The sequence below is a fragment of the Cytobacillus sp. Bac17 genome (assembly GCF_024519925.1).
Taxonomy (GTDB): domain Bacteria; phylum Bacillota; class Bacilli; order Bacillales; family Cytobacillaceae; genus Cytobacillus; species Cytobacillus pseudoceanisediminis.
The window spans coordinates 77232-96235 of the sequence record NZ_JALJRC010000009.1 but is presented as its reverse complement, the minus strand read 5'-3'; the positions used below and the strand labels follow the sequence as shown (position 1 = coordinate 96235).

Sequence of the window (19004 nt, the reverse complement as noted above, 5' to 3'; positions counted from 1 at the left end):
AAAGGGTTTTCACGAAATTTATCGAATTATTAGATAGTACTTGAAAGAGGAGAGATACATATGAGTTCTATTGCAGTCGAAACAAAAGGTCATATTGCGGTCGTAACGATTAACCGCCCTGATGCATTGAATGCTTTTAATTTTGATACTTTATCGGAGCTTCAGGAATCAGTTGAAAAGCTGCGCACCAGCCCTGATGTGCGTGCAGTGATTTTTACAGGGGCTGGAGAAAAAGCATTCAGTGTTGGTGCAGACTTAAAAGAGCGCAGGACACTATCAGAAGAGCAAGTCCGCAGAAATATATATAAAATAGGTGAGGTATTCTCACTGGTTGATCAGCTTCCGCAGCCTACTATTGCTGCTATTAACGGTTTTGCCTTCGGGGGCGGGATGGAGTTAGCTCTATCCTGCGATTTCCGCATCGCCGTTTCAGGCACTTTAATGGGACTTACAGAAACAAGTTTGGCCATAATACCAGGGGCAGGCGGCACTCAAAGACTTCCAAGATTGATAGGCCAGGCCAAAGCCCTGGAATTAATTTTGACGGCTAAAAGGCTTACTTCTGAAAAAGCGCTTGAATACGGCATCCTTACAAAAGTGACTGAAAAAGATAATCTCTTAAATGATTGCTTTGAATTTGCCGGACAAATGCTTAATAACGGCCCGCTTGCCCTGCAGCAGGCTAAATTTGCTGTAAAACATGGCATGGGTGTCGATTTGCAGACTGGGCTGCAGATTGAAAGGAAGGCATATGAAGTAATTATCCCAACAGAAGATAGAGTTGAAGCTCTTGCAGCATTTGCTGAAAAAAGAAAACCGGAGTTTAAAGGGAAATAAAATGAATAAGCGGGTAATGGGACACGGCAATATTTGGCTGTGTCCTTTCTATTAAAATAATAAATTTTTAGAAAATTATTAAAAAATATCTTGAATAGTGTCGCTATTAACTATATAATTTAGTGAATAAAAGCATAAAAGCATAAAAGTGCTGAAGTGAAAAGATAGAGATAAAAGGGGGATCATCTAGTATGTTAGAGAGAATAAAATCATTTAAAGCAATAGCTGCTGCAGGTCTTATGGGAACTTTGCTTCTAAGCGGCTGCGGGAGTGAAAGTACAAATGGAGATGCAGGCTCTTCTGATAAAGAAAAGGAAGAATCATTTAATATAGGAGTTACGCAGATTGTCGAGCATCCCTCGTTAGATGCGGCACTCGAGGGCTTTAAGAAGGCATTGGAGGATTCTGGTATTGAAGCAAGCTACGATGTTCAGATTGCACAAGGGGACCAGAATAATAATCAATCCATTGCCAATAATTTTGCCGGAGATGGAGTAGACCTGATCTTTGCCAACTCTACCCCCAGTGCATTAAGTGCACTGAATGCAACAAAGGATATACCAATTGTATTTACTTCAGTAACCGATCCAGTGGGTGCGCAATTAGTAAAATCAATGGATTCTCCTGAAGGAAATATAACAGGTACAACAGATACGCATCCTGATGCGATACCCAACATGGTTAAATTTATAAATGAACAGTTTGAGGCAGGCACAGTGGGTGTTATTTACAATTCTGGAGAACAAAATTCAGAGGTGCAGATTGAAAAGGTGAGGGAAGCTCTTTCAAGTACAGATATGAAATTGGCTGAAGCAACCGTATCCAATTCTTCCGAAGTGAAACAGGCTGCAGAATCTCTTGTCGGAAAAGCTGATGCCATCTATATTATTACGGATAATACTGTTGTTTCCGCTTTGGAATCTGTCATTCAGGTTTCAAACGACAATGACATCCCGCTTTTCGTGGGAGAACTGGACTCTGTTAAACGCGGGGGCTTTGCTGCTTACGGATTTGACTATGAAGATATCGGATATGAAGCTGGGGAAATGGCTGCAAAAATTTTAAAAGACGGCAAGAAGCCATCCGAACTTCCTGTCCAATATCCGCAGAATCTAAAGCTGGTAATCAATAAAAAGGCTGCAGAAGAAATGGGCATTGACTTAAAAGAGGAATGGAGCGATCTTGCTGAGTTTGTGGAGTAATACCTGTAAATAACCCACCAGCGTTTGCGCTTTTCTAATAGAAAGGGAGATTACTATGCCAACAGCGATCTTTGGTTCCATTGAGGCAGGAGCAATTTATGCCTTAATGGCATTGGGGGTTTACCTATCATTCAGAATACTGGATTTTCCCGATCTGACGGTGGATGGAAGCTTTGTAACGGGCGCATCTGTAGCAGCTGTCATGATAGTAGGAGGATACAATCCATTTTTGGCAACAATGACAGCATTGCTTGCGGGGTTTGCAGCAGGCTGCCTTACAGGCCTTCTTCATACAAAAGGAAAAATTAATGCCCTCTTGTCCGGAATATTAATGATGATCGCATTGTACTCTATCAATCTCCGGATTATGGGCAAGTCAAATGTTCCACTGCTGTCTGAGGAAACGGCTATCACAAAGCTTACAGCATTCTGGCAGGGACTTGGGATTGATCAGGCTATTCAAAGCCTGTTTGGGGCATTGGGAATGGGTTTCATCCCAAAGACCTGGGGGATTCTGATTTTAATGCTAATATTAGCCTTTGCTGCGAAAGTATTGATTGATCTTTTCTTAAAGACAGATATTGGTCTGGCTATACGTGCAACAGGCGACAATGAGACGATGATCCGAAGCTTTTCAGCTGATACAGATATCCTGAAGATAGCTGGCTTGGGCATTTCAAATGCACTTGTAGCTTTTTCTGGAGCATTAGTGGCACAGTATAACGGATTCAGTGACGTCGGAATGGGAATCGGGATGATTATCATAGGACTTGCATCCGTAATCATTGGAGAAGCAATCTTTGGCGCAAAAACTATTGTCCGAGCAACACTGGCTGTCATTGGAGGAGCCATTTTATATCGTATTATAGTCACTCTTGCATTGAGAGTTGAATTTCTTGAAACAGGAGATATGAAGCTAATCACAGCAGTAATCGTGATTGGTGCGCTGATTCTGCCAAAGCTTATTCAGCAGCAAAAAGAAAAGCAGAGAAAGCGGCGGAGATTAGCGGAAGCGAAAAAAACTAATGCCTACGGGAAAAGTGGTGAACATCTTGCTGCAATTAAATCAGATTCATAAAGTGTTTAATGAGGGAACTCCAGACGAAAAAACAGCACTTCACAGAATCGATCTTCATTTAAAGCCAGGCGACTTCATGACGGTTATTGGCAGTAATGGAGCGGGAAAATCTACTCTTATGAATATGATTTCCGGCAAATTGATTCCTGATATAGGAGAAGTGCTGGTTGATGGCACTGATGTCACTCTTGTGAAAGAACATAAAAGATCCAGGCTGATCGGACGTGTCTTCCAGGATCCGATGGCAGGAACAGCCCCTTCCATGACCATAGAAGAAAATCTTGCCATTGCTTATTCGAGAACTATGGCACGTGGCCTTCGCAAAGGAGTTTCCAAGAAACGACGCGACTTTTTCCAGGAAAAGCTGGAAATGCTGCATCTTGGATTGGAAAACAGGCTTTCAGCAAAAGTTGGACTGCTGTCAGGCGGGGAGAGGCAGGCATTATCCCTGTTGATGGCGACTTTTACAGAGCCTAAAATATTGCTTTTAGACGAACATACCGCTGCCTTGGACCCGGCTCGTGCAGAATTGATTACCAGCCTTACGAAAGAGATTGTGGAAACATATAAACTTACTACATTAATGGTGACCCACAATATGCAGCAGGCACTTGACCTGGGAAATAGGCTGATCATGATGGACAAGGGCCAGATCATTTTTGAAACAAATGAAGACCAAAAGAAAGATTTGACCGTCGAAAAACTGCTTGAAGAATTCCAAAAAATCCGTGGAGAGAAAATGAGCAGTGACAAGGCTGTATTAATCTAAAGGGAGACCGGACAAAAGGCTTTTGGCTTTGTCCGGCTTGTTTGTTTTGGAAATATTCCAGTAAAAAAACATACCGCCCGAAGCGATATGCCAACTTTTTCATGGATAATACATGACTGCCTGGTAGCGAATCAGTTCGGCTCCGATATTTTTATACGTATGCGCTTTATTTGCTGAGAATTTTATTGAATTGCCGGAGCGGACAGTGATTCGCTGGTCTCCGATCTCTATTTCAAGAGTTCCGGACATGACAGTGATATATTCTTCAACACCCTCATTATGTTTATCAGATGTATGCTGGCAGCCCGATTCAATTTCGACTGTGAAGATCTCGAATTTCTTGCGGGGGTCAAAAGGGAACACGGGATAAACCCTGTAATCGCCCATGCTCTCCATTATTGGAGTTAGAGTCTTCAATTCTATGAGTTGGACATCTGATGGTTCCTCATGAATAAGTGAGGAAAATGAAACTTGAAGGCCGCTCGCGATTTTCCAAAGCGTGGTGACAGTCGGGTTGGATTCCCCCCGCTCAATCTGTCCCAGCATCGCCTTGCTGACCCCGGTTATTTCTGCCGCTGCATCCAGGCTGTATCCTCTTGTTTTTCGAATATTCCTTAGGTTTTCCCCAATACTTTTTTGAATATTCTCCATTATATCCTCCAGGTTTATTGTGTAATATAACGCACGAATGTATAATATAATATACCAGCGCATCATGCTTTAATATTAAGTCTATTATAGTATAATTTTCAGGCTGGTATTATATTTTTTAAGGCGGTGAGCATTATGGCAGAACTTGCAGTCGGCAAGCCTTCCGGGGAGTATAGGAAAGGGGTGCAGTCGGGAATCAGCATCGCGATAGGATATGCACCCATCGCTTTAACATTTGGGCTGCTCGCCAAAACAACTGGTCTTTCAATTGGTGAAACAGCTTTAATGAGTTTGCTCGTATTTGCAGGGGCAGCACAGTACATATCCCTGAGCCTTCTTTCATTGGGAACGGGCATATTTGAAATTGTTTTGACAACTTTTATCGTGAATATCAGGCACTTCTTAATGTCAACCTCTCTTAATGAAAAGTGGGATGATGAACAGGCTGCTAACAAGGTAATTTTATCTTTTGGGATTACGGACGAAACTTTCTCAGTTGCAGCAGTACGTGAAGAAAAGGTAACAAGCGGTTATATGCTTGGGCTTATCTCGGTTTCCTATTTAAGCTGGGTCTTTTGCTCAGGGCTTGGGCACCTAATTGGTGGGAGCCTTCCGCAAACCTTGCAGGAAAGCATGTCTGTTGCTCTTTATGCCATGTTTGTCGGCCTTCTCGTTCCGTCTATGAAAAAGAGTGCAAAAGTTGTTTTTCTTGCGGCACTGGCAGCGTGTTTTAACACAATTTTCACTTTGACTAATACGCTATCGACTGGCTGGGCAATTGTGCTGGCCACGCTTTTGTCAGCTGTAATAGTAGAATGGATTGAAAATGCAAAAAACAGGCACAGGGGGCAGGGGCATGAGTAGCCATATCGTGTGGATGATTGTTGGGATGGCAGCAGTTACGTATATCCCAAGACTGCTGCCTTTTGTGCTTTTTAAGGGGAAGGAGCTTCCCGGGTTCGTTCAGGGGATATTAAAGAATGTGCCGTATGCGACCTTAGGGGCACTTATTTTTCCAGGCATCCTGTTTATAAATGAAGATATTTGGTTTGGGCTGCTCGGGGCAGCTGCTGCTTTTCTAGCAGCCTTTTTAGGTGCAAATGTGATTGTTGTTGTATTAGGATCGATTGCTGTGTTATCTGTATATTCTTTCTTATTTTAGAAAAGATTATTATTGATGTTCTTTAGCCGGTTCCTTCTAGAACCGGCTTTTTCAATAGAACTCCTGTGAAAGGCTAATAACTTGGATTGTCCCATCAAAATAGTTCTAATTCCAGATTTTTATACTAAACTAAATATAGAAAGGTTGTACCATAAGGGGGGATCAGATGGCGCGGAAATTAGGCTTTTACGGGGCGCTGGCCTTTTTTGTATACGGTTTATTTTTTTATTGGTATTTATTCTATTTTGCTGACAGCAGTCTGCCCTTTGAGTATGAAGGCTCGCGGGCAGATCCGGCAACTTTCCTGAACGGCAGGGAACTGATGCTCAGTGAGGAATATTCTAAAATAAGAAACCTGCTGTTTTTTATTTCTACACCTTTTGAATGGATTTTCTATTTATTCATTCTCTTATTTGGCTTATCGAAGGCTTTTAAGAAGTGGGCTGAACAGACTGCACCTTATAAATTCCTGCAAACGGCGATTTATTTGATTTGGCTTTCTTTTTTCGCGTTTATTGCTACTATGCCATTAAGCTATATCAGCTTTTCACTTTCAAAAACGTATAATATCTCGACACAGAGCTTCAGCGGATGGATGAAGGATGAACTCATTGATTTTTGGGTTAATTATGGAATGATGGTTCTCATAGTGTCTGTATTGTACTGGCTGATTAATAAGAGCAGGAAGAGATGGTGGCTTTATGCCTGGTTATTGTCTGTTCCATTTACCTTATTTATGATGTTCCTGCAGCCTGTTGTCATTGACCCTCTTTATAATGATTTCTATCCTTTGAAAAACAAGGAACTTGAAACGAAAATTCTGGATTTGGCAAATCAGGCTAAAATACCGGCGGAACATGTCTTTGAAGTCGATATGGCAGAGAAAACAAATGCGCTGAATGCATATGTGACTGGTATCGGATCAAATTCAAGAATTGTTCTATGGGACACAACCCTGAATAAATTAACTGAAGATCAGATCCTGTTTATAATGGCACATGAAATGGCCCATTACGTGGAAAAGCATATATATATCGGAATTGGCGGTTACTTGCTGCTTTCCCTGCTGGGCCTTTATTTGACAGCCAAAATAATGGAGAAAGCAGTCGATAAATGGGGACGGGCGCTTAAAATTCCTGCGGTAAATGATATTCGGTCCCTGCCGCTGTTTTTGATGATTCTTTCGATGCTGCTTTTTATTTCAAGTCCTCTATCCAATTTTGTTTCACGGTATCAGGAAACAAGGGCAGACCGCTATGCCATCGAAATGACGACGGACTCAAAAGCAGCAATAGAAACATTTCAGGAGCTGACACGTGCCGGTTTAAGCCAGGTTAATCCGCCGCTTCTCGTAAAAATATTCCGGTATGGACATCCAACCATGCTGGAGCGTATTTCCATGCTCGAAGAATTTGAAATGGAACAGAGGCAAAAAGAACGGAAGCAGGCGGCAGACTGATTTGACAATAATATGAGAAAAAAGCAGGCCATGTGGCTTGCTTTTTTATATTTCATTCTTATAAATATGTATGCCGCCTTCACTATCAGTCTGAATTTCATTATAAAAATAAATGCCTGCATCATCATCAATTCCATAACCAGCCGTGACATTGGTTTTCCCCGCTGCCCTCTTTAAATTTTCCCCTTCATTCCATTTAGTGAAATGGACACTAATGACACAATCCCTGATTAACCCGATACCTTTCAGAAAGAGATGCTGTTTTTCAGATGTATCAATAGGGGGAATTATGCAATGCTCCGGGATAATTAGGGCACCTGCCGAAAAACCTGCTACAGGAATACCGTTCTTGTACATCTTGCCAATGTATTCTCCCACTTCAGTATCAACAATATAACTTCTGTATTTTTCCGTTTCACCGCCTCCAATGATGACCCCGGTACAGGACACCAATTCTTGAAGAAAAGATTCTGGTGGTGCAGGGGAAAGAGGCAGATAACAGAAATTCCTTGCGCCATTTTGAGTTAAGCCGGAAGTATACTTATTCATATAGCCTTCCCAGCCTTCCCTTTCCAAAAAGAGTATAGCTATTTTGCCAGCCGCTCCACAAGCCAGCTCCGTAAACTTTTTTCCAAGCCTTTGCCCGAATGGAGGGCTTCCGCCCATTAAAAATAAATGCCTGCTGTCCAATAATTTTCTCCTGCCTTATTAAAAATAAAATACCCCGCCGATTGGCGGGGGCAAACTGGTTTACTAAGTGCCAAAACGTTTGGAAAGTTCTTTGTACTGCTTTGATAAATGCATAAATGACGGTTTATTTCTTTCATCAATTGCTGCGTCTATTTTATTCATCAGCTTTTCTTTTTCAGTATTCAGCAGAATCTCGGTAACAAGCATATCAATATAAAGGTCAAGAACAAAAGAATCCTTATGGTTTTTCCGTTTTATCCCACTGGTTTTCATCAATTCGGTGTATGATTTTTCCTTCATGGAAATCACCCCTGAGCTTTTTAATATTATATGGAATTGCCTCTAAATATTCAACTAAGTTTTTTAAATTTTAAGAAAATATTTTCAGAATGTCGAAATTGTGAACAAATTAGAAACTATTAAATAAATTAGTAATTTTTAGATAAATTGGTGTTAATATGGAAAAGCGAGAGCGAAAATAGATAGGAGATGAAAACATATGAGCCATAATACCCAAATGATCGAGGAGTATGAAGTCAATCCAAATACAATGATTATCAAACCCCTCGCTTATGGGCTGAAAATTTATTCGCAAATCTGGGAGCTTGATGATGAGGTGACTTCCCCTTTTAAGCCGATCGATATAATTAAAAGCAGCTGCAAATATTTTGGATCAAGCTATGAAGGCAGAAAAGAGGGTACACGCCAATTAACCGGCATTACCCATAAAGCTCCAATAACGATAGACCCCACAAATTTCATTTATTTTTTCCCGACGGCTTCTCCAAACAATCCTGAATGCATCTGGATTGCATTGGATCATATCAATTATTTCAAGCGAGCGGAAAACGCACATACTCAAGTGGTTTTTAAGAATAAGCAAAGCTTCATTATTCCAGTATCTTATACTACGCTTAATAATCAGGTGCTCAGAACAGCTTTACTAAAAACGACATTGATAAGGAGGATAGAGGATTCAGAGAGAAAGGCATTGTACTTTGTGAATGGTTCCAAAATAATGAATGCTTCGGAGAGAACTGGAGCCTACCAATAGAGAAGGGAAAGGATAAATAAGAAGCATGCGGAATTTCATGCTTCTGTTTTTCGTGTGTATATTACATTATTAGCTGCAGGCTTTTCTTATTCCAAATATTAATTTGCCTTCAGATTTTTTCCTGGCCTGGGCATAGGTTTTTTAATAAGATAATATGTCATCAGCTCCTGGACTTTATTGCGGATGCGGGGGTTAAAGTAATTATGATGCTCCTCATATCCTTTGTAAAGGAACATGAACATAGTAAATGCCTCATCTCTCTTTATTTCCTGTACCTTAAGCTGGTGTTTATTCATATAGCGTTTTACCTCAGAGAGTTCACTTTGAATGACCTTCATTGTTTCTTCAACCAAATCAAGATAAGGCTGTTTTAGTTTAAACGGGCTTTTATTAATGACGATGGAGTCGCGATTTAAAATGGTTAGCACCATTGGCAAATAAATAGCCTGTTCCATGATATTACGGTCTTCCTCAGGAATTCTGGTCATGTTTTTTCTGCTCCCTTAATCAATAGTATCCTGTTAGTGTTACAGAACAAGTGTTCTCATTTAATTTTACAAAGGAATGTTTTTTCTTGCAAGAGCCTATATTTGTCGAAACGCTGTTATTCTTCATCATTTCCAATAATTAAAAAAAGTTTCAGCCGGCAGCGTATTGAGAAGGGATTTTATTTCTGATGTCGAAATAAAGAGGACAGCACAGTTAGAAAGGATGGAATAAATGACGCAAAAAAATACAATTAAACCGGAAGACCTTTATCAGTTAAAATCAGTAGCTGATCCGCAGCTATCCTTGAATGGAAATGACTTAGCTTTTGTTGAGACCAGAATGCTTGATGAGGAAAATACATATAGTTCAAATATTTTTTACTTAAATACCATTAAAGGCAATATGCCGGTTCAATGGACTTACGGCAAACATCGTAATCATTCGCCCCGCTGGTCTCCTGATGGGGAGTCAATCGCATTTGTATCCGACAGAGACGGAAAATCACAGATTTATGTGATGAGCAAAGCAGGAGGAGAAGCCAAACAGCTGACACACTGTGCAAATGGCGCTTCAAAGCCTGTTTGGTCACCTGATGGGAAGAAGATTGTTTTCAATCTTTCAGTAAAGCCTGGAGAAGATGCAGAAACAAAGGAAAATCAGGAAAAACAGACAGACAGGCCCCTTCCTCTTGAAATTGAAAAAATGAAGCACAAATCAGACGCCCAGGGTTTTTGGAGCGGAAGGTACAGCCAGGTTGCATTAATAGATATTGAAACTGGCGGAATGGAGCAGCTGACATCCGGAGAACATGACTACCAATTGCAAGACTGGTCACCAGATGGAAAATGGATTGCTGTTACGGCAGATTTAAGTGAAGACAAAGATTTCTCTTTTCTAAGCGATGTCTATATTATCCATCTTGAAACAAAAGACATGAAAAGGATTACAAATGGAAAAGGTTATTTTGGAAGCGCCACATGGTCGCCGGATGGAAAATACATAGGATTGTTCGGGCATGAAAGGGAATGCGAAAATGCTACGCATACAAAGGTCTGGGTGTATAATCTCGAATTTGGAAATCTGCAGTGCCTTACTGCAGAATCAGATATATTGGCTGGTGATTATGCCATCGGGGATTTCCAGCAGGGTACAGTAACACCGGGAATTCTTTGGGCAGAGGACAGCAGAAGCTTTTATTTCCTGGCAACTGACCATGGTAATACAGTTGTTTATTATGGCTCTTTAGATGGGGAATTATATCCTGCGCTGCTGGATCAGCAGCATGTATATGGATTGACAACAGGAGGAAGCGTCAATAAAGCTGTTGTAGCCATTAGCAAGCCGTCATATCCAGGGGATTTATTTTTGCTTGATGTCCCAACAGGGGAATTAAAACAGCTGACAAATGTGAATGAAGAGTTCCTGAAAGGTGTAGAGTTGGCAGATGCGGAGCCAATTCAGTTTAAATCTTCAGATGATTGGGATCTGCATGGCTGGATCATGAAACCAGCCCATCTGAAAGAGGGCGAAAAAGTACCGCTTGTGCTCGAAATCCATGGCGGCCCTCATGCCATGTATGCCAATTCATATTTTCACGAATTTCAATGTCTCGCAGCAAAAGGCTATGCGGTCTTATTTATCAATCCACGGGGAAGCCATGGATATGGCCAGCATTTTGTAGATGCTGTAAGAGGAGATTACGGGGGCAAGGATTATGAAGATATTATGGATGCAGTCGATTATGCGCTGGAAAACTTCGATTTTATCGATAAAGACCGGCTTGGCGTAACGGGAGGAAGCTATGGCGGGTTTATGACCAACTGGATTATTGGACACACCAGCCGATTTAAGGCGGCAGTCACTCAGCGATCCATCTCCAACTGGATCAGCTTTTATGGAGTAAGTGATATCGGCTACTATTTTACTGATTGGCAAATCAAGAGTGATTTGAATGATATAGAAAAGCTTTGGAAACATTCCCCGCTTGCTTATGTGAATGATATGAATACACCTCTGCTGATTTTGCACAGCGAAAAGGATTATCGCTGTCCAATTGAGCAGGCAGAGCAATTATTCATAGCCTTAAAGCATCGGAAGAAAACAGCAAAATTTGTGCGGTTCCCTGAAGCCAACCATGAGCTTTCCAGAAGCGGAAAACCGAATTTAAGAATCAGCCGCCTGAATTACATTGCCGGCTGGTTTAATGAATATCTATAAAAAAGTTACCGCAGGCCTTTGGGTTTGCGGTTTTTTGATAATATCAAAATTTATACCTTTGTACTTCGAGAGCTGTCTAGCGCAAGCAGCCTACCCCCTCGAGGTCACAAGCTTGTCTTGTTTCGGCTCCTAGGGACTCGGGGTCATAAGCCGTTTCCTTCCAGAAGGAAGGACGCCTTCTTACAGGAACCGTCTTATGCCTGTCGTCCCTGGGCAGTCGCCTCTACATTTCGGGCAATCCTCCCAAAAGGCAAAGGACGCCTTTCTGTGAGGCTCGACTTGTGCTTTTCGGGGGTGGGCAAGGAGCTTTTTCTAATAGAGCTGTAAAGTAACATCAAAATCGCCGATATATCAATGAAATCAGTTTTCATATAGGGTAAAGAAACTATTTAAAATAAGTTGCAACGAAACCCATTCATCTGCAAAGTATAAGGGTATACAGGATATACCAGCAGTGATATCGAAACTTTTTTATGGAAACCGAAGTCGAATATAGGTGAAGGTATTTTCATACCCGCGGCAGAATTATAATTTAACTGCAAAGAAAGGACTTATTCTTATGAGATCAGATAGACATGAAAAGAAGAAAAAGAAAAAAAAATGGAAGTCCGTCCTCCTGATTCTGTTTCTCTTGATTGCAGGAACCCTTGGCTATTCGTATTTTCAGTTCAAGCAAGGTGTTTCCCAGACAGAGGGAGAGGCAAATATACAGACAGAAGAGTTTGAATTTAACGGTGAAAAAGATAAATATGGAGGAACGAATATTCTGATCCTTGGAAGTGACGCAAGGGGAAAAGAGAAATCAAGGGCAGATACCATCATGGTTGCCCAATATCATCCTGAAAAGGGAACATATAAACTTATTTCTTTTATGAGAGATATGTACGTGGACATACCGGGCCATGGGCAAAACAGAATAAATTCAGCTCTTGCTTATGGTGGTCCTGAGTTATTAAGGCAAACGATTAAGGAAAACTTTGATATAGATATTAAATATTACTCAATTGTTGATTTCGAAGGCTTTGTTCATTTAATTGATGAAGCTTTTCCAAGAGGGGTAGAAATTGATGTAGAAAAAAGAATGTCTGCCAATATCGGTGTTACTCTGGAACCGGGTCTGCAGCGCCTTGATGGAGAGCATCTCCTTGGGTATGTCAGGTTTAGGCAGGATGCCGTAGGGGATTTTGGAAGAGTAGAACGCCAGCAGAAGGTAATGAAAGAAGTAGCAAGCCAGTTTACAAGCCTTCAGACCATTACAAAGCTTCCGAAACTAATCGGGGTAGTAACTCCATTTGTAAATACTAATATGGATACGGGAGATATTCTTTATATCGGAAAAGATTTCTTATCTAAGGATAACAGGAATGTAGAGACTCTTCGTGTTCCTGTTGATGGAACATTTGAAAACCAGAGAATTAATGGTGCTGCTGTTTTAGGCATTGATAAAGAGGCAAACAAAGCGGCTATCCATGAGTTTCTTTCGAAATAAAAAGGTAGAAACACAGTTTTTGGCGGATTAGGTGTACAATAAAAGGGTAAGTGGTAAAACTAGGGGAAACTTCCCTTTAATGATAATCGAACGAATAGGACTTTGCTGCATATTGGACAAGGAGATATTAAATGGATTTTGAACTGTTCAAAGATTGGTTTACATTGGATAATATAATGGATTTAATTCGGGAATATCGTTCATTTGGACCGCTCCCCGGTATTCTGCTTCCAATGCTAGAAGCATTTTTGCCTTTTCTGCCCCTGGTTTTGTTTGTTATGGCAAATGCGAGTGCATTTGGTCTCTGGCTGGGTTTCTTATACTCCTGGCTCGGCGCGGTCGCAGGAGCGCTGCTCGTTTTCCTGCTGGTCAGGAAATATGGCCAGAAACGAATACTCCGTTTTTTGAAGAAGCATAAGCAGGTACAGAGGCTTATGAAATGGGTGGAAAAGCATGGGTTTGGACCATTGTTCATCCTGCTCTGTTTTCCGTTTACTCCTTCGGCAGTCGTAAATATTGTCGCAGGGCTTTCGAATATCAGCATGGCTCAATATATGCTGGCAGTCCTGAGTGGCAAAATAGTGATGATTTTTACAATAAGCTTTGTCGGATATGATATCAAATCATTAGTAACACAGCCAATTCGGACAGCCATTGTTGCATTGGTCATTTTCATTCTTTGGTATGTCGGCAAAATCATTGAAATAAAGATGAATATGAGCGTAGAAAAAGATCGCGGGAATAAAAAGCAATGAATGCATAAGCATTGGGGGAGATGAAATGTGAAGGAAGGATTGAGAAAAGAAGGAGCGGAATGGCTGAAGGCTTTTGCAATTGGCATCATTATCTTTGCTTTTATACGGACTTTTTTCTTCTCCAATTATGTTGTGGAAGGTGAATCCATGATGCCCACTCTTCAGGATGGAAATAAACTGATTGTGAATAAAATCGGTTACCAGGTCAGCGACTTAGAGCGCTTTGACGTAATTGTTTTTCATCATAATGATGAAGAGGATTTTGTAAAAAGAATTATAGGGATGCCAGGGGATGAAATCGAATACCGCAATGATGAACTATTTATAAATAGTAAAAAAGTGGATGAGCCATACTTGGAGAAATACCGGAAAGAAACATTGGGCGGCAAACTGACAGGTGATTTTACACTCCTGGAGATGACGGGCACTGAAACGGTTCCAGAGGGAAAACTATTTGTTATGGGAGATAATCGCCTCGGAAGCTGGGACAGCAGACATTTTGGATTTATTTCAGCCGGCCAGGTTGTAGGAAAAGTAAACCTGCGCTATTGGCCGCTTGATGAAATGGATGCGTCATTCTAAACTAACTTATCTTGTGAAAAAAGGGACTCGATAATACTAATTATTCGAGTCCCTTTTATTTTACTGTCTAGCTTTCGCAGCGCCTCCCCTCGAGGTGTCGGGGGTGGGCAAGGCTCTTGCGCTTTTCTAATTTGCAGGCAAGATATCTCAGATAACATGCAAATTAGGATTATTCCTATATTCAGGTTCACAGTTTACACATACGTCTTCATCATAATCAGTCATATTGACATCTTCACGATTGTATTCAATTCCGCAAAGGGAGCAGGCAACCATTTTTTCTTCTTCCATTTCTTCTGGGGGAATTGGGATAGCGTCATTAATTGTAATGGGTTCTACGGTAACTCCGCGTGTATTGGCCATTTCGGCATTTAAATATTCCTTTGCCGTTTCTTCACTTTCCCAAAATCCCAAATCCCATAACAGCTCCTGGGCATCTCCGTTTTGAGCCATCAAGCCATAAACAACTTTCATGATAAATGCTCCTTTCAATTTTGCTGTCTTTTGTTTTATATTTCTTAGCCTTTTTTTACAGCGGCTAAACCGATTCAAAAAATTACCATCAGTTCCCTGGAAGACCGGGAAAGCTTTTTAACCATGAGATTATATTGCAGGGGACAAAGGAGAAACTGCAGGCTTTGTCGAATAATAGCCTGAGTAAACGCAAAGGATCTGTTCCAGAATCCAATGTCGGAATATTTAAATATATCACGGAGGTGCAATTGATGAGGCTGAAGGATAAAGTCGCCATTATTACAGGTGCGGCGAATGGAATTGGTCTGGCTGCTGCCGAAAAGTTTGCAGGTGAAGGAGCGGTGGTAGCTATGGCTGATTATGATGCAGACATGGGAATTACCAGGGCACAAGAGCTGAAGGAAAAAGGTCTTCAGGTTGAGTTTTTTCAGGTTAATGTCTCGGACAGGCAAAGCATAGACAGTATGGCGGAAGCTGTAAAAGCGGCATTTGGAAAAATTGACATCCTGATCAATAATGCAGGAATTACGAGGGACGGGATGCTGGCAAAGCTTGCTGCAGATGATTTTCAGGCGGTTATGGACGTGAATCTGACAGGTGTCTTTCATTGTACACAAGCAGTCCTTCCATTCATGCTGGAACAGGGAAGCGGAAAAATAATCAATACGTCCTCTGTATCGGGAGTCTATGGGAATGTCGGACAGACAAACTATGCGGCAGCCAAAGCGGGTGTATTGGGGATGACCAAAACATGGGCAAAAGAACTCGGCAGAAAAGGAATCAACGTAAATGCCGTTGCCCCAGGATTCATCTCAACCGGTATGACAGCAAAAGTACCGGAAAAGGTTATTGGCCAAATGCAGGGCATGGTTCCGCTGGGCAGACTTGGAAAACCGGAAGATATTGCGAATGCATACCTGTTTCTGGCTTCCGATGAGTCGGATTATGTGAATGGCACGGTCCTTCATGTAGATGGCGGCATCATGATGTAATGAACTGACTTCGAGCCTGTGCTCGATAATCAGAAGATTAATGAGGTGGAAAAGATGAGAAATGTTGTCATAACATCAGCAGTCAGAACACCGGTTGGCACGTTTGGAGGAGCGTTTAAGGATCTGCTGCCGACGGATTTGATTGTGCCTGTATTAAAAGAAGCTGCCGGGAGAAGCGGCCTGCAGAGCAATGAGGTGAATGAAGTGATATTGGGACACTGCATTCAGCGTACAGATGAACCGAATACAGCAAGAACAGCAGCTTTGCTTGCAGGCTTTGACGATACAACAACAGGGTTCACAGTCCAGAGGCAGTGTGCATCCGGTATGCAGGCAATTATGTCTGCAGCACTGCAGATTCAGTCAGGGATGTCAGATATCGTGATTGCTGGAGGAGTTGAAGCCATGAGCTCCAGCCCTTATGTATTAAAACAGCATCGCTGGGGCGCCCGCATGCAGCATGGGCAGGTAACCGATACCGTATGGGAAATTCTCGAAGATCCAATCCATCATATTATGATGGGGGAAACGGCAGAAAACCTGGCAGAAATGCATGCCATTACAAGAGAAGAACAAGATGAAGCAGCCTTGCTCAGCCACAGGAGAGCCTTGCATGCAATTGAAAACGGTTACTTTGATTCGCAGATCGTTCCAATTACTGTGAAAAGCAGGAAAGGAGAAGTAACCGTTACAAAAGATGAAAACCCGCGGGCAGATTTAACAGCCGAAAAGCTGCGAAGCTTGAGCCCTGTCTTCAGAAAGGGTGGCTCTGTTACAGCAGGAAATGCATCAAGCCTGAATGACGGCGGAGCAGCACTTGTCCTGATGCCGGAAGATCTGGCTCTGGACAAGGGACTGAAGCCTCTGGCAAAGATTGCTGGCTTCTCCGTGGCAGGAGTAGATCCAAAAGTAATGGGAATAGGGCCTGTGCCGGCAGTACAAAAAGGTCTTGCTAATGTAAGCTGGTCGCTTGATGATGCAGACTTGATTGAGATAAATGAGGCTTTTGCAGCCCAATATTTGGCGGTTGAGAAAGAGTTAGGCTTAAACCGGGACAAAGTAAATGTAAATGGAAGCGGAATCAGTCTGGGACACCCTATTGGATGTACCGGTGCGCGCCTTGTTGTGGGTCTCGTTCATGAATTAAAGAGAAGAGGCGGCCATAAAGGAATAGCTTCTCTATGTGTCGGAGGCGGGATGGGAGCCACAATATTTGTGGAAACGTACGAATAAAGAGTTCCTTCGGGGGCTCTTTATTTATCCAATAAGCGGATCCCATCCTGCAGAATTGATTTTTCCGGAGGTGAAGAAAGTGATAAGCAGTACGATATTGTCTGGAAAGAGGATCATTCTGGGATCGTTTATTGAGGATGATATTAAAAAGATAATCCAGTGGCATGCAGACGAAAAAATCATGCGAAACCTGGATGCTCTGCCGGTAAAACCCAAACAGGAAATGGAAATTAAGAAATGGCTTGATGAATGTCCGCAAAACACCTTCAGATTTTCGCTTAGGTTAAAAGAAGCAAATGAACTGATAGGATATGCGGAGCTAAACGGCATTCTATGGCCACACAGAACAAGCTGGATCACCATTGCCATTGCAGATGAAGCCGAATGGGGTAAAGGGTATGGAAAGGAAGCCATGCAATGCCTGATTCGCTATGCTTTTATGGAGCTGAATCTGTATAGGCTTCAGCTTTCTGTATTTTCCTATAATACTAGAGCAAAAACTCTTTATGAAAGTCTTGGATTCCAGAGAGAAGGCTGCTATAGAGAGTTTCTTGAGCGCGATGGAAAACGGCATGATATGTATCTATACGGGCTCCTGAGAAAGGAGTGGAAAGAGTGAAGAAGCGCGGAATAATTCCGCGCTTTATAAGATTTATTCTGGCTGACTGACAAAAGTAAATTCTTTTGACAAGTAATAGCTAAGAATGATATTCGTCAGGAAAAAGGCAAGAAGCAGATACAGTACATAATAATATTCAAGAATCATAACTGCCGGCGGGGCAAGGCTTGCTCCGGTTAATAGAAAAAAAGAATAGAGAGAAAGCGCTTTTGCACGGTCAGCCCCTGCAATCATGCCAATCAGTGTGATAACAGTGGGAACAAGAAGGGATATGGAAGCCACAAACATAATGGAAATTGCCATTAAGGCAATAGTGCTGCTGAAGAAAAACATATTAATAATGCTGAAAATCCCTAAAAGTAAACCAAGCTTTAATGTCGAATGGGCACCAATCCGCTCAATTAATTTTCCCGTAAAGAGAGACAGCAGCGCCCCGATTAGTCCCACAGCTCTTAATGTGAACAGCTCCTCCATGGTTCCCTCGAAATTCCTTCCTATTGCATCGTAAAAAGCTACAAAGGCAAACAGCAAAGTAAAGGTAATAGCATAGCTTTGGAGCAGGCTTCCCTTCATTAATAGTTTTTTCATAATAGAAATAACGGAAACCCCTGATTTGGAAGGAGGAGAAGTGCCTGGAAGTATTTTATACGATACAAGGAAAAGAATAAAATAGCAAAACGCAAAGAAATAAAAAGCATAGTTCCATTTAAAATAAAAAGTAATTGTCGAACTGATCAGCTGTCCAAGAATGCCGGCGACAAGGAATCCTGTATTGATAAAAACAAGCAGCAGGGTGCGGCCCCTCGGCCTGAAAAGATCAAAGGTATAAGCGAAGGCAACAGGAGCAAAGCTCCCAAGAGTCAGCCCCTGAATCGACCTGGTTATATAGAGAGCCTCTACATTAGGAGAAAGCCCTACAGCACAAGTGGACAAAGCAGAAGCAAACAAACCTGTAATAATAATTCTGCGCCTGCCAAAGGTATCGGAAGCAGGGCCAAAGAATAGCAGGCCGGCTGCATAAAAAAATGCAAACAGGCTTCCACCGCCAACAATATAATTTTCATTTACCTGAAAAGAGTCAGCAATATCCCCGTAAATAGGGATTAGTGTATAAATATTGCTGGCCACAAAAACTCCTGTAACTGTCAAAATGACTGAAGTTGCAATCAGGATCTGTTTTGAAATCATCCTTATCACCTGCCGATATACTTTATGCACAAAACCTCGTATAGGTAAGTTGTCATTTCCACAA

Annotated in this window: 21 protein-coding genes; 15 read left to right on the top strand and 6 right to left on the bottom strand. The window is 41.8% G+C overall.

The window, feature by feature from the left end; all coding sequences use genetic code 11:
* Positions 1 to 60 precede the first annotated feature (60 nt).
* From NR125_RS13175 to NR125_RS13160, 4 genes are all read left to right on the top strand, one after another.
* Complete coding sequence (locus NR125_RS13175) at positions 61 to 837, top strand: enoyl-CoA hydratase-related protein (protein ID WP_009331393.1); 777 nt, start codon at positions 61 to 63, stop codon at positions 835 to 837.
* Positions 838 to 1028: 191 nt separating this feature from the next.
* Complete coding sequence (locus tag NR125_RS13170) at positions 1029 to 2039, top strand: ABC transporter substrate-binding protein (RefSeq protein WP_192908333.1); 1011 nt, start codon at positions 1029 to 1031, stop codon at positions 2037 to 2039.
* A 55-nt stretch (positions 2040 to 2094) separates the two neighbouring features.
* Complete coding sequence (locus NR125_RS13165; RefSeq protein ID WP_009331388.1) at positions 2095 to 3117, top strand: ABC transporter permease; 1023 nt, start codon at positions 2095 to 2097, stop codon at positions 3115 to 3117.
* Positions 3092 to 3886: an ABC transporter ATP-binding protein gene (locus NR125_RS13160; protein ID WP_019381441.1), complete on the top strand. Its 795-nt coding sequence runs from the start codon at positions 3092 to 3094 to the stop codon at positions 3884 to 3886. The genes NR125_RS13165 and NR125_RS13160 overlap by 26 nt, the downstream gene beginning before the upstream one ends.
* Before the next feature lie 99 nt (positions 3887 to 3985).
* Here NR125_RS13160 and NR125_RS13155 read toward each other — a convergent pair whose 3' ends face one another.
* Positions 3986 to 4537 (bottom strand): helix-turn-helix domain-containing protein, encoded by a 552-nt coding sequence (locus NR125_RS13155; protein WP_009331386.1) that lies wholly within the window; start codon positions 4535 to 4537, stop codon positions 3986 to 3988.
* A 135-nt stretch (positions 4538 to 4672) separates the two neighbouring features.
* Between NR125_RS13155 and NR125_RS13150 the strand changes: the two genes are divergently transcribed.
* The 3 genes from NR125_RS13150 (at position 4673) to NR125_RS13140 (ending at position 7158) form a co-directional block, all read left to right on the top strand.
* Positions 4673 to 5401, top strand: coding sequence for an AzlC family ABC transporter permease (locus tag NR125_RS13150; RefSeq protein ID WP_217026618.1), 729 nt, complete (start codon positions 4673 to 4675; stop codon positions 5399 to 5401).
* On the top strand, positions 5394 to 5699 hold the full coding sequence (locus tag NR125_RS13145; RefSeq protein WP_009331384.1) for an AzlD domain-containing protein: 306 nt from the start codon (positions 5394 to 5396) through the stop codon (positions 5697 to 5699). Before NR125_RS13150 ends, NR125_RS13145 begins: the two co-directional genes overlap by 8 nt.
* A gap of 166 nt (positions 5700 to 5865) precedes the next feature.
* Positions 5866 to 7158, top strand: a complete 1293-nt coding sequence (locus NR125_RS13140) for a M48 family metallopeptidase (protein WP_009331383.1) — start codon at positions 5866 to 5868, stop codon at positions 7156 to 7158.
* Between the two features lie 45 nt (positions 7159 to 7203).
* Here NR125_RS13140 and NR125_RS13135 read toward each other — a convergent pair whose 3' ends face one another.
* Positions 7204 to 7848 (bottom strand): Type 1 glutamine amidotransferase-like domain-containing protein, encoded by a 645-nt coding sequence (locus tag NR125_RS13135; protein WP_019381443.1) that lies wholly within the window; start codon positions 7846 to 7848, stop codon positions 7204 to 7206.
* A gap of 63 nt (positions 7849 to 7911) precedes the next feature.
* Positions 7912 to 8148, bottom strand: a complete 237-nt coding sequence (locus tag NR125_RS13130) for an IDEAL domain-containing protein (protein ID WP_009331381.1) — start codon at positions 8146 to 8148, stop codon at positions 7912 to 7914.
* A 199-nt stretch (positions 8149 to 8347) separates the two neighbouring features.
* Between NR125_RS13130 and NR125_RS13125 the strand changes: the two genes are divergently transcribed.
* The gene (locus NR125_RS13125; RefSeq protein ID WP_256815460.1) at positions 8348 to 8902 is read left to right on the top strand and encodes a competence protein ComK; all 555 of its coding nucleotides are present in this window, start codon (positions 8348 to 8350) and stop codon (positions 8900 to 8902) included.
* Positions 8903 to 9000: 98 nt separating this feature from the next.
* Here NR125_RS13125 and NR125_RS13120 read toward each other — a convergent pair whose 3' ends face one another.
* The gene (locus tag NR125_RS13120) at positions 9001 to 9390 is read right to left on the bottom strand and encodes a YhjD family protein (RefSeq protein WP_009331313.1); all 390 of its coding nucleotides are present in this window, start codon (positions 9388 to 9390) and stop codon (positions 9001 to 9003) included.
* 232 nt (positions 9391 to 9622) lie between these two features.
* Here NR125_RS13120 and NR125_RS13115 point away from each other — a divergent pair, with 232 nt between their 5' ends.
* From NR125_RS13115 to lepB, 4 genes are all read left to right on the top strand, one after another.
* Positions 9623 to 11608: a S9 family peptidase gene (locus tag NR125_RS13115; protein WP_256815459.1), complete on the top strand. Its 1986-nt coding sequence runs from the start codon at positions 9623 to 9625 to the stop codon at positions 11606 to 11608.
* 559 nt (positions 11609 to 12167) lie between these two features.
* The gene (locus NR125_RS13110) at positions 12168 to 13097 is read left to right on the top strand and encodes an LCP family protein (protein ID WP_026041679.1); all 930 of its coding nucleotides are present in this window, start codon (positions 12168 to 12170) and stop codon (positions 13095 to 13097) included.
* Positions 13098 to 13228: 131 nt separating this feature from the next.
* Positions 13229 to 13852 carry a TVP38/TMEM64 family protein gene (locus NR125_RS13105; RefSeq protein WP_192908338.1) on the top strand — a complete coding sequence of 208 codons (624 nt, stop codon included), beginning with the start codon at positions 13229 to 13231 and terminating at the stop codon, positions 13850 to 13852.
* Positions 13853 to 13879: 27 nt separating this feature from the next.
* Complete coding sequence (gene lepB, locus NR125_RS13100) at positions 13880 to 14434, top strand: signal peptidase I (RefSeq protein ID WP_192908339.1); 555 nt, start codon at positions 13880 to 13882, stop codon at positions 14432 to 14434.
* Between the two features lie 147 nt (positions 14435 to 14581).
* On the opposite strand, the gene NR125_RS13095 is transcribed toward lepB, so the two are convergent.
* Positions 14582 to 14908 carry a hypothetical protein gene (locus NR125_RS13095; RefSeq protein WP_009331304.1) on the bottom strand — a complete coding sequence of 109 codons (327 nt, stop codon included), beginning with the start codon at positions 14906 to 14908 and terminating at the stop codon, positions 14582 to 14584.
* Positions 14909 to 15159: 251 nt separating this feature from the next.
* Here NR125_RS13095 and fabG point away from each other — a divergent pair, with 251 nt between their 5' ends.
* From fabG to NR125_RS13080, 3 genes are read left to right on the top strand one after another with little or no spacing between them, the layout of a single operon-like run.
* Complete coding sequence (fabG, locus tag NR125_RS13090) at positions 15160 to 15900, top strand: 3-oxoacyl-ACP reductase FabG (RefSeq protein WP_019381449.1); 741 nt, start codon at positions 15160 to 15162, stop codon at positions 15898 to 15900.
* A gap of 54 nt (positions 15901 to 15954) precedes the next feature.
* A complete protein-coding gene (locus NR125_RS13085; protein ID WP_252246097.1) occupies positions 15955 to 17133 on the top strand; it encodes a thiolase family protein in 1179 nt (392 codons plus the stop codon).
* The gene (locus NR125_RS13080; protein ID WP_251157095.1) at positions 17114 to 17752 is read left to right on the top strand and encodes a GNAT family N-acetyltransferase; all 639 of its coding nucleotides are present in this window, start codon (positions 17114 to 17116) and stop codon (positions 17750 to 17752) included. The genes NR125_RS13085 and NR125_RS13080 overlap by 20 nt, the downstream gene beginning before the upstream one ends.
* 33 nt (positions 17753 to 17785) lie before the next feature.
* On the opposite strand, the gene NR125_RS13075 is transcribed toward NR125_RS13080, so the two are convergent.
* Positions 17786 to 18940 carry an MFS transporter gene (locus NR125_RS13075; RefSeq protein ID WP_019381451.1) on the bottom strand — a complete coding sequence of 385 codons (1155 nt, stop codon included), beginning with the start codon at positions 18938 to 18940 and terminating at the stop codon, positions 17786 to 17788.
* Positions 18941 to 19004: the final 64 nt, after the last annotated feature.

Excerpts from the sequence above, each read along its gene's own strand:
- NR125_RS13120 (WP_009331313.1), bottom strand. The coding sequence starts at position 9,390 with ATGACCAGAATTCCTGAGGAAGACCGTAATATCATGGAACAGGCTATT.
- NR125_RS13115 (WP_256815459.1), top strand. The coding sequence starts at position 9,623 with ATGACGCAAAAAAATACAATTAAACCGGAAGACCTTTATCAGTTAAAA.
- NR125_RS13145 (WP_009331384.1), top strand. The coding sequence starts at position 5,394 with ATGAGTAGCCATATCGTGTGGATGATTGTTGGGATGGCAGCAGTTACG.
- NR125_RS13170 (WP_192908333.1), top strand. The coding sequence starts at position 1,029 with ATGTTAGAGAGAATAAAATCATTTAAAGCAATAGCTGCTGCAGGTCTT.
- NR125_RS13175 (WP_009331393.1), top strand. The coding sequence starts at position 61 with ATGAGTTCTATTGCAGTCGAAACAAAAGGTCATATTGCGGTCGTAACG.
- NR125_RS13125 (WP_256815460.1), top strand. The coding sequence starts at position 8,348 with ATGAGCCATAATACCCAAATGATCGAGGAGTATGAAGTCAATCCAAAT.
- NR125_RS13085 (WP_252246097.1), top strand. The coding sequence starts at position 15,955 with ATGAGAAATGTTGTCATAACATCAGCAGTCAGAACACCGGTTGGCACG.
- NR125_RS13165 (WP_009331388.1), top strand. The coding sequence starts at position 2,095 with ATGCCAACAGCGATCTTTGGTTCCATTGAGGCAGGAGCAATTTATGCC.
- NR125_RS13095 (WP_009331304.1), bottom strand. The coding sequence starts at position 14,908 with ATGAAAGTTGTTTATGGCTTGATGGCTCAAAACGGAGATGCCCAGGAG.
- NR125_RS13130 (WP_009331381.1), bottom strand. The coding sequence starts at position 8,148 with ATGAAGGAAAAATCATACACCGAATTGATGAAAACCAGTGGGATAAAA.
- NR125_RS13110 (WP_026041679.1), top strand. The coding sequence starts at position 12,168 with ATGAGATCAGATAGACATGAAAAGAAGAAAAAGAAAAAAAAATGGAAG.
- NR125_RS13075 (WP_019381451.1), bottom strand. The coding sequence starts at position 18,940 with ATGATTTCAAAACAGATCCTGATTGCAACTTCAGTCATTTTGACAGTT.
- NR125_RS13150 (WP_217026618.1), top strand. The coding sequence starts at position 4,673 with ATGGCAGAACTTGCAGTCGGCAAGCCTTCCGGGGAGTATAGGAAAGGG.
- fabG (WP_019381449.1), top strand. The coding sequence starts at position 15,160 with ATGAGGCTGAAGGATAAAGTCGCCATTATTACAGGTGCGGCGAATGGA.
- NR125_RS13105 (WP_192908338.1), top strand. The coding sequence starts at position 13,229 with ATGGATTTTGAACTGTTCAAAGATTGGTTTACATTGGATAATATAATG.
- NR125_RS13155 (WP_009331386.1), bottom strand. The coding sequence starts at position 4,537 with ATGGAGAATATTCAAAAAAGTATTGGGGAAAACCTAAGGAATATTCGA.
- NR125_RS13140 (WP_009331383.1), top strand. The coding sequence starts at position 5,866 with ATGGCGCGGAAATTAGGCTTTTACGGGGCGCTGGCCTTTTTTGTATAC.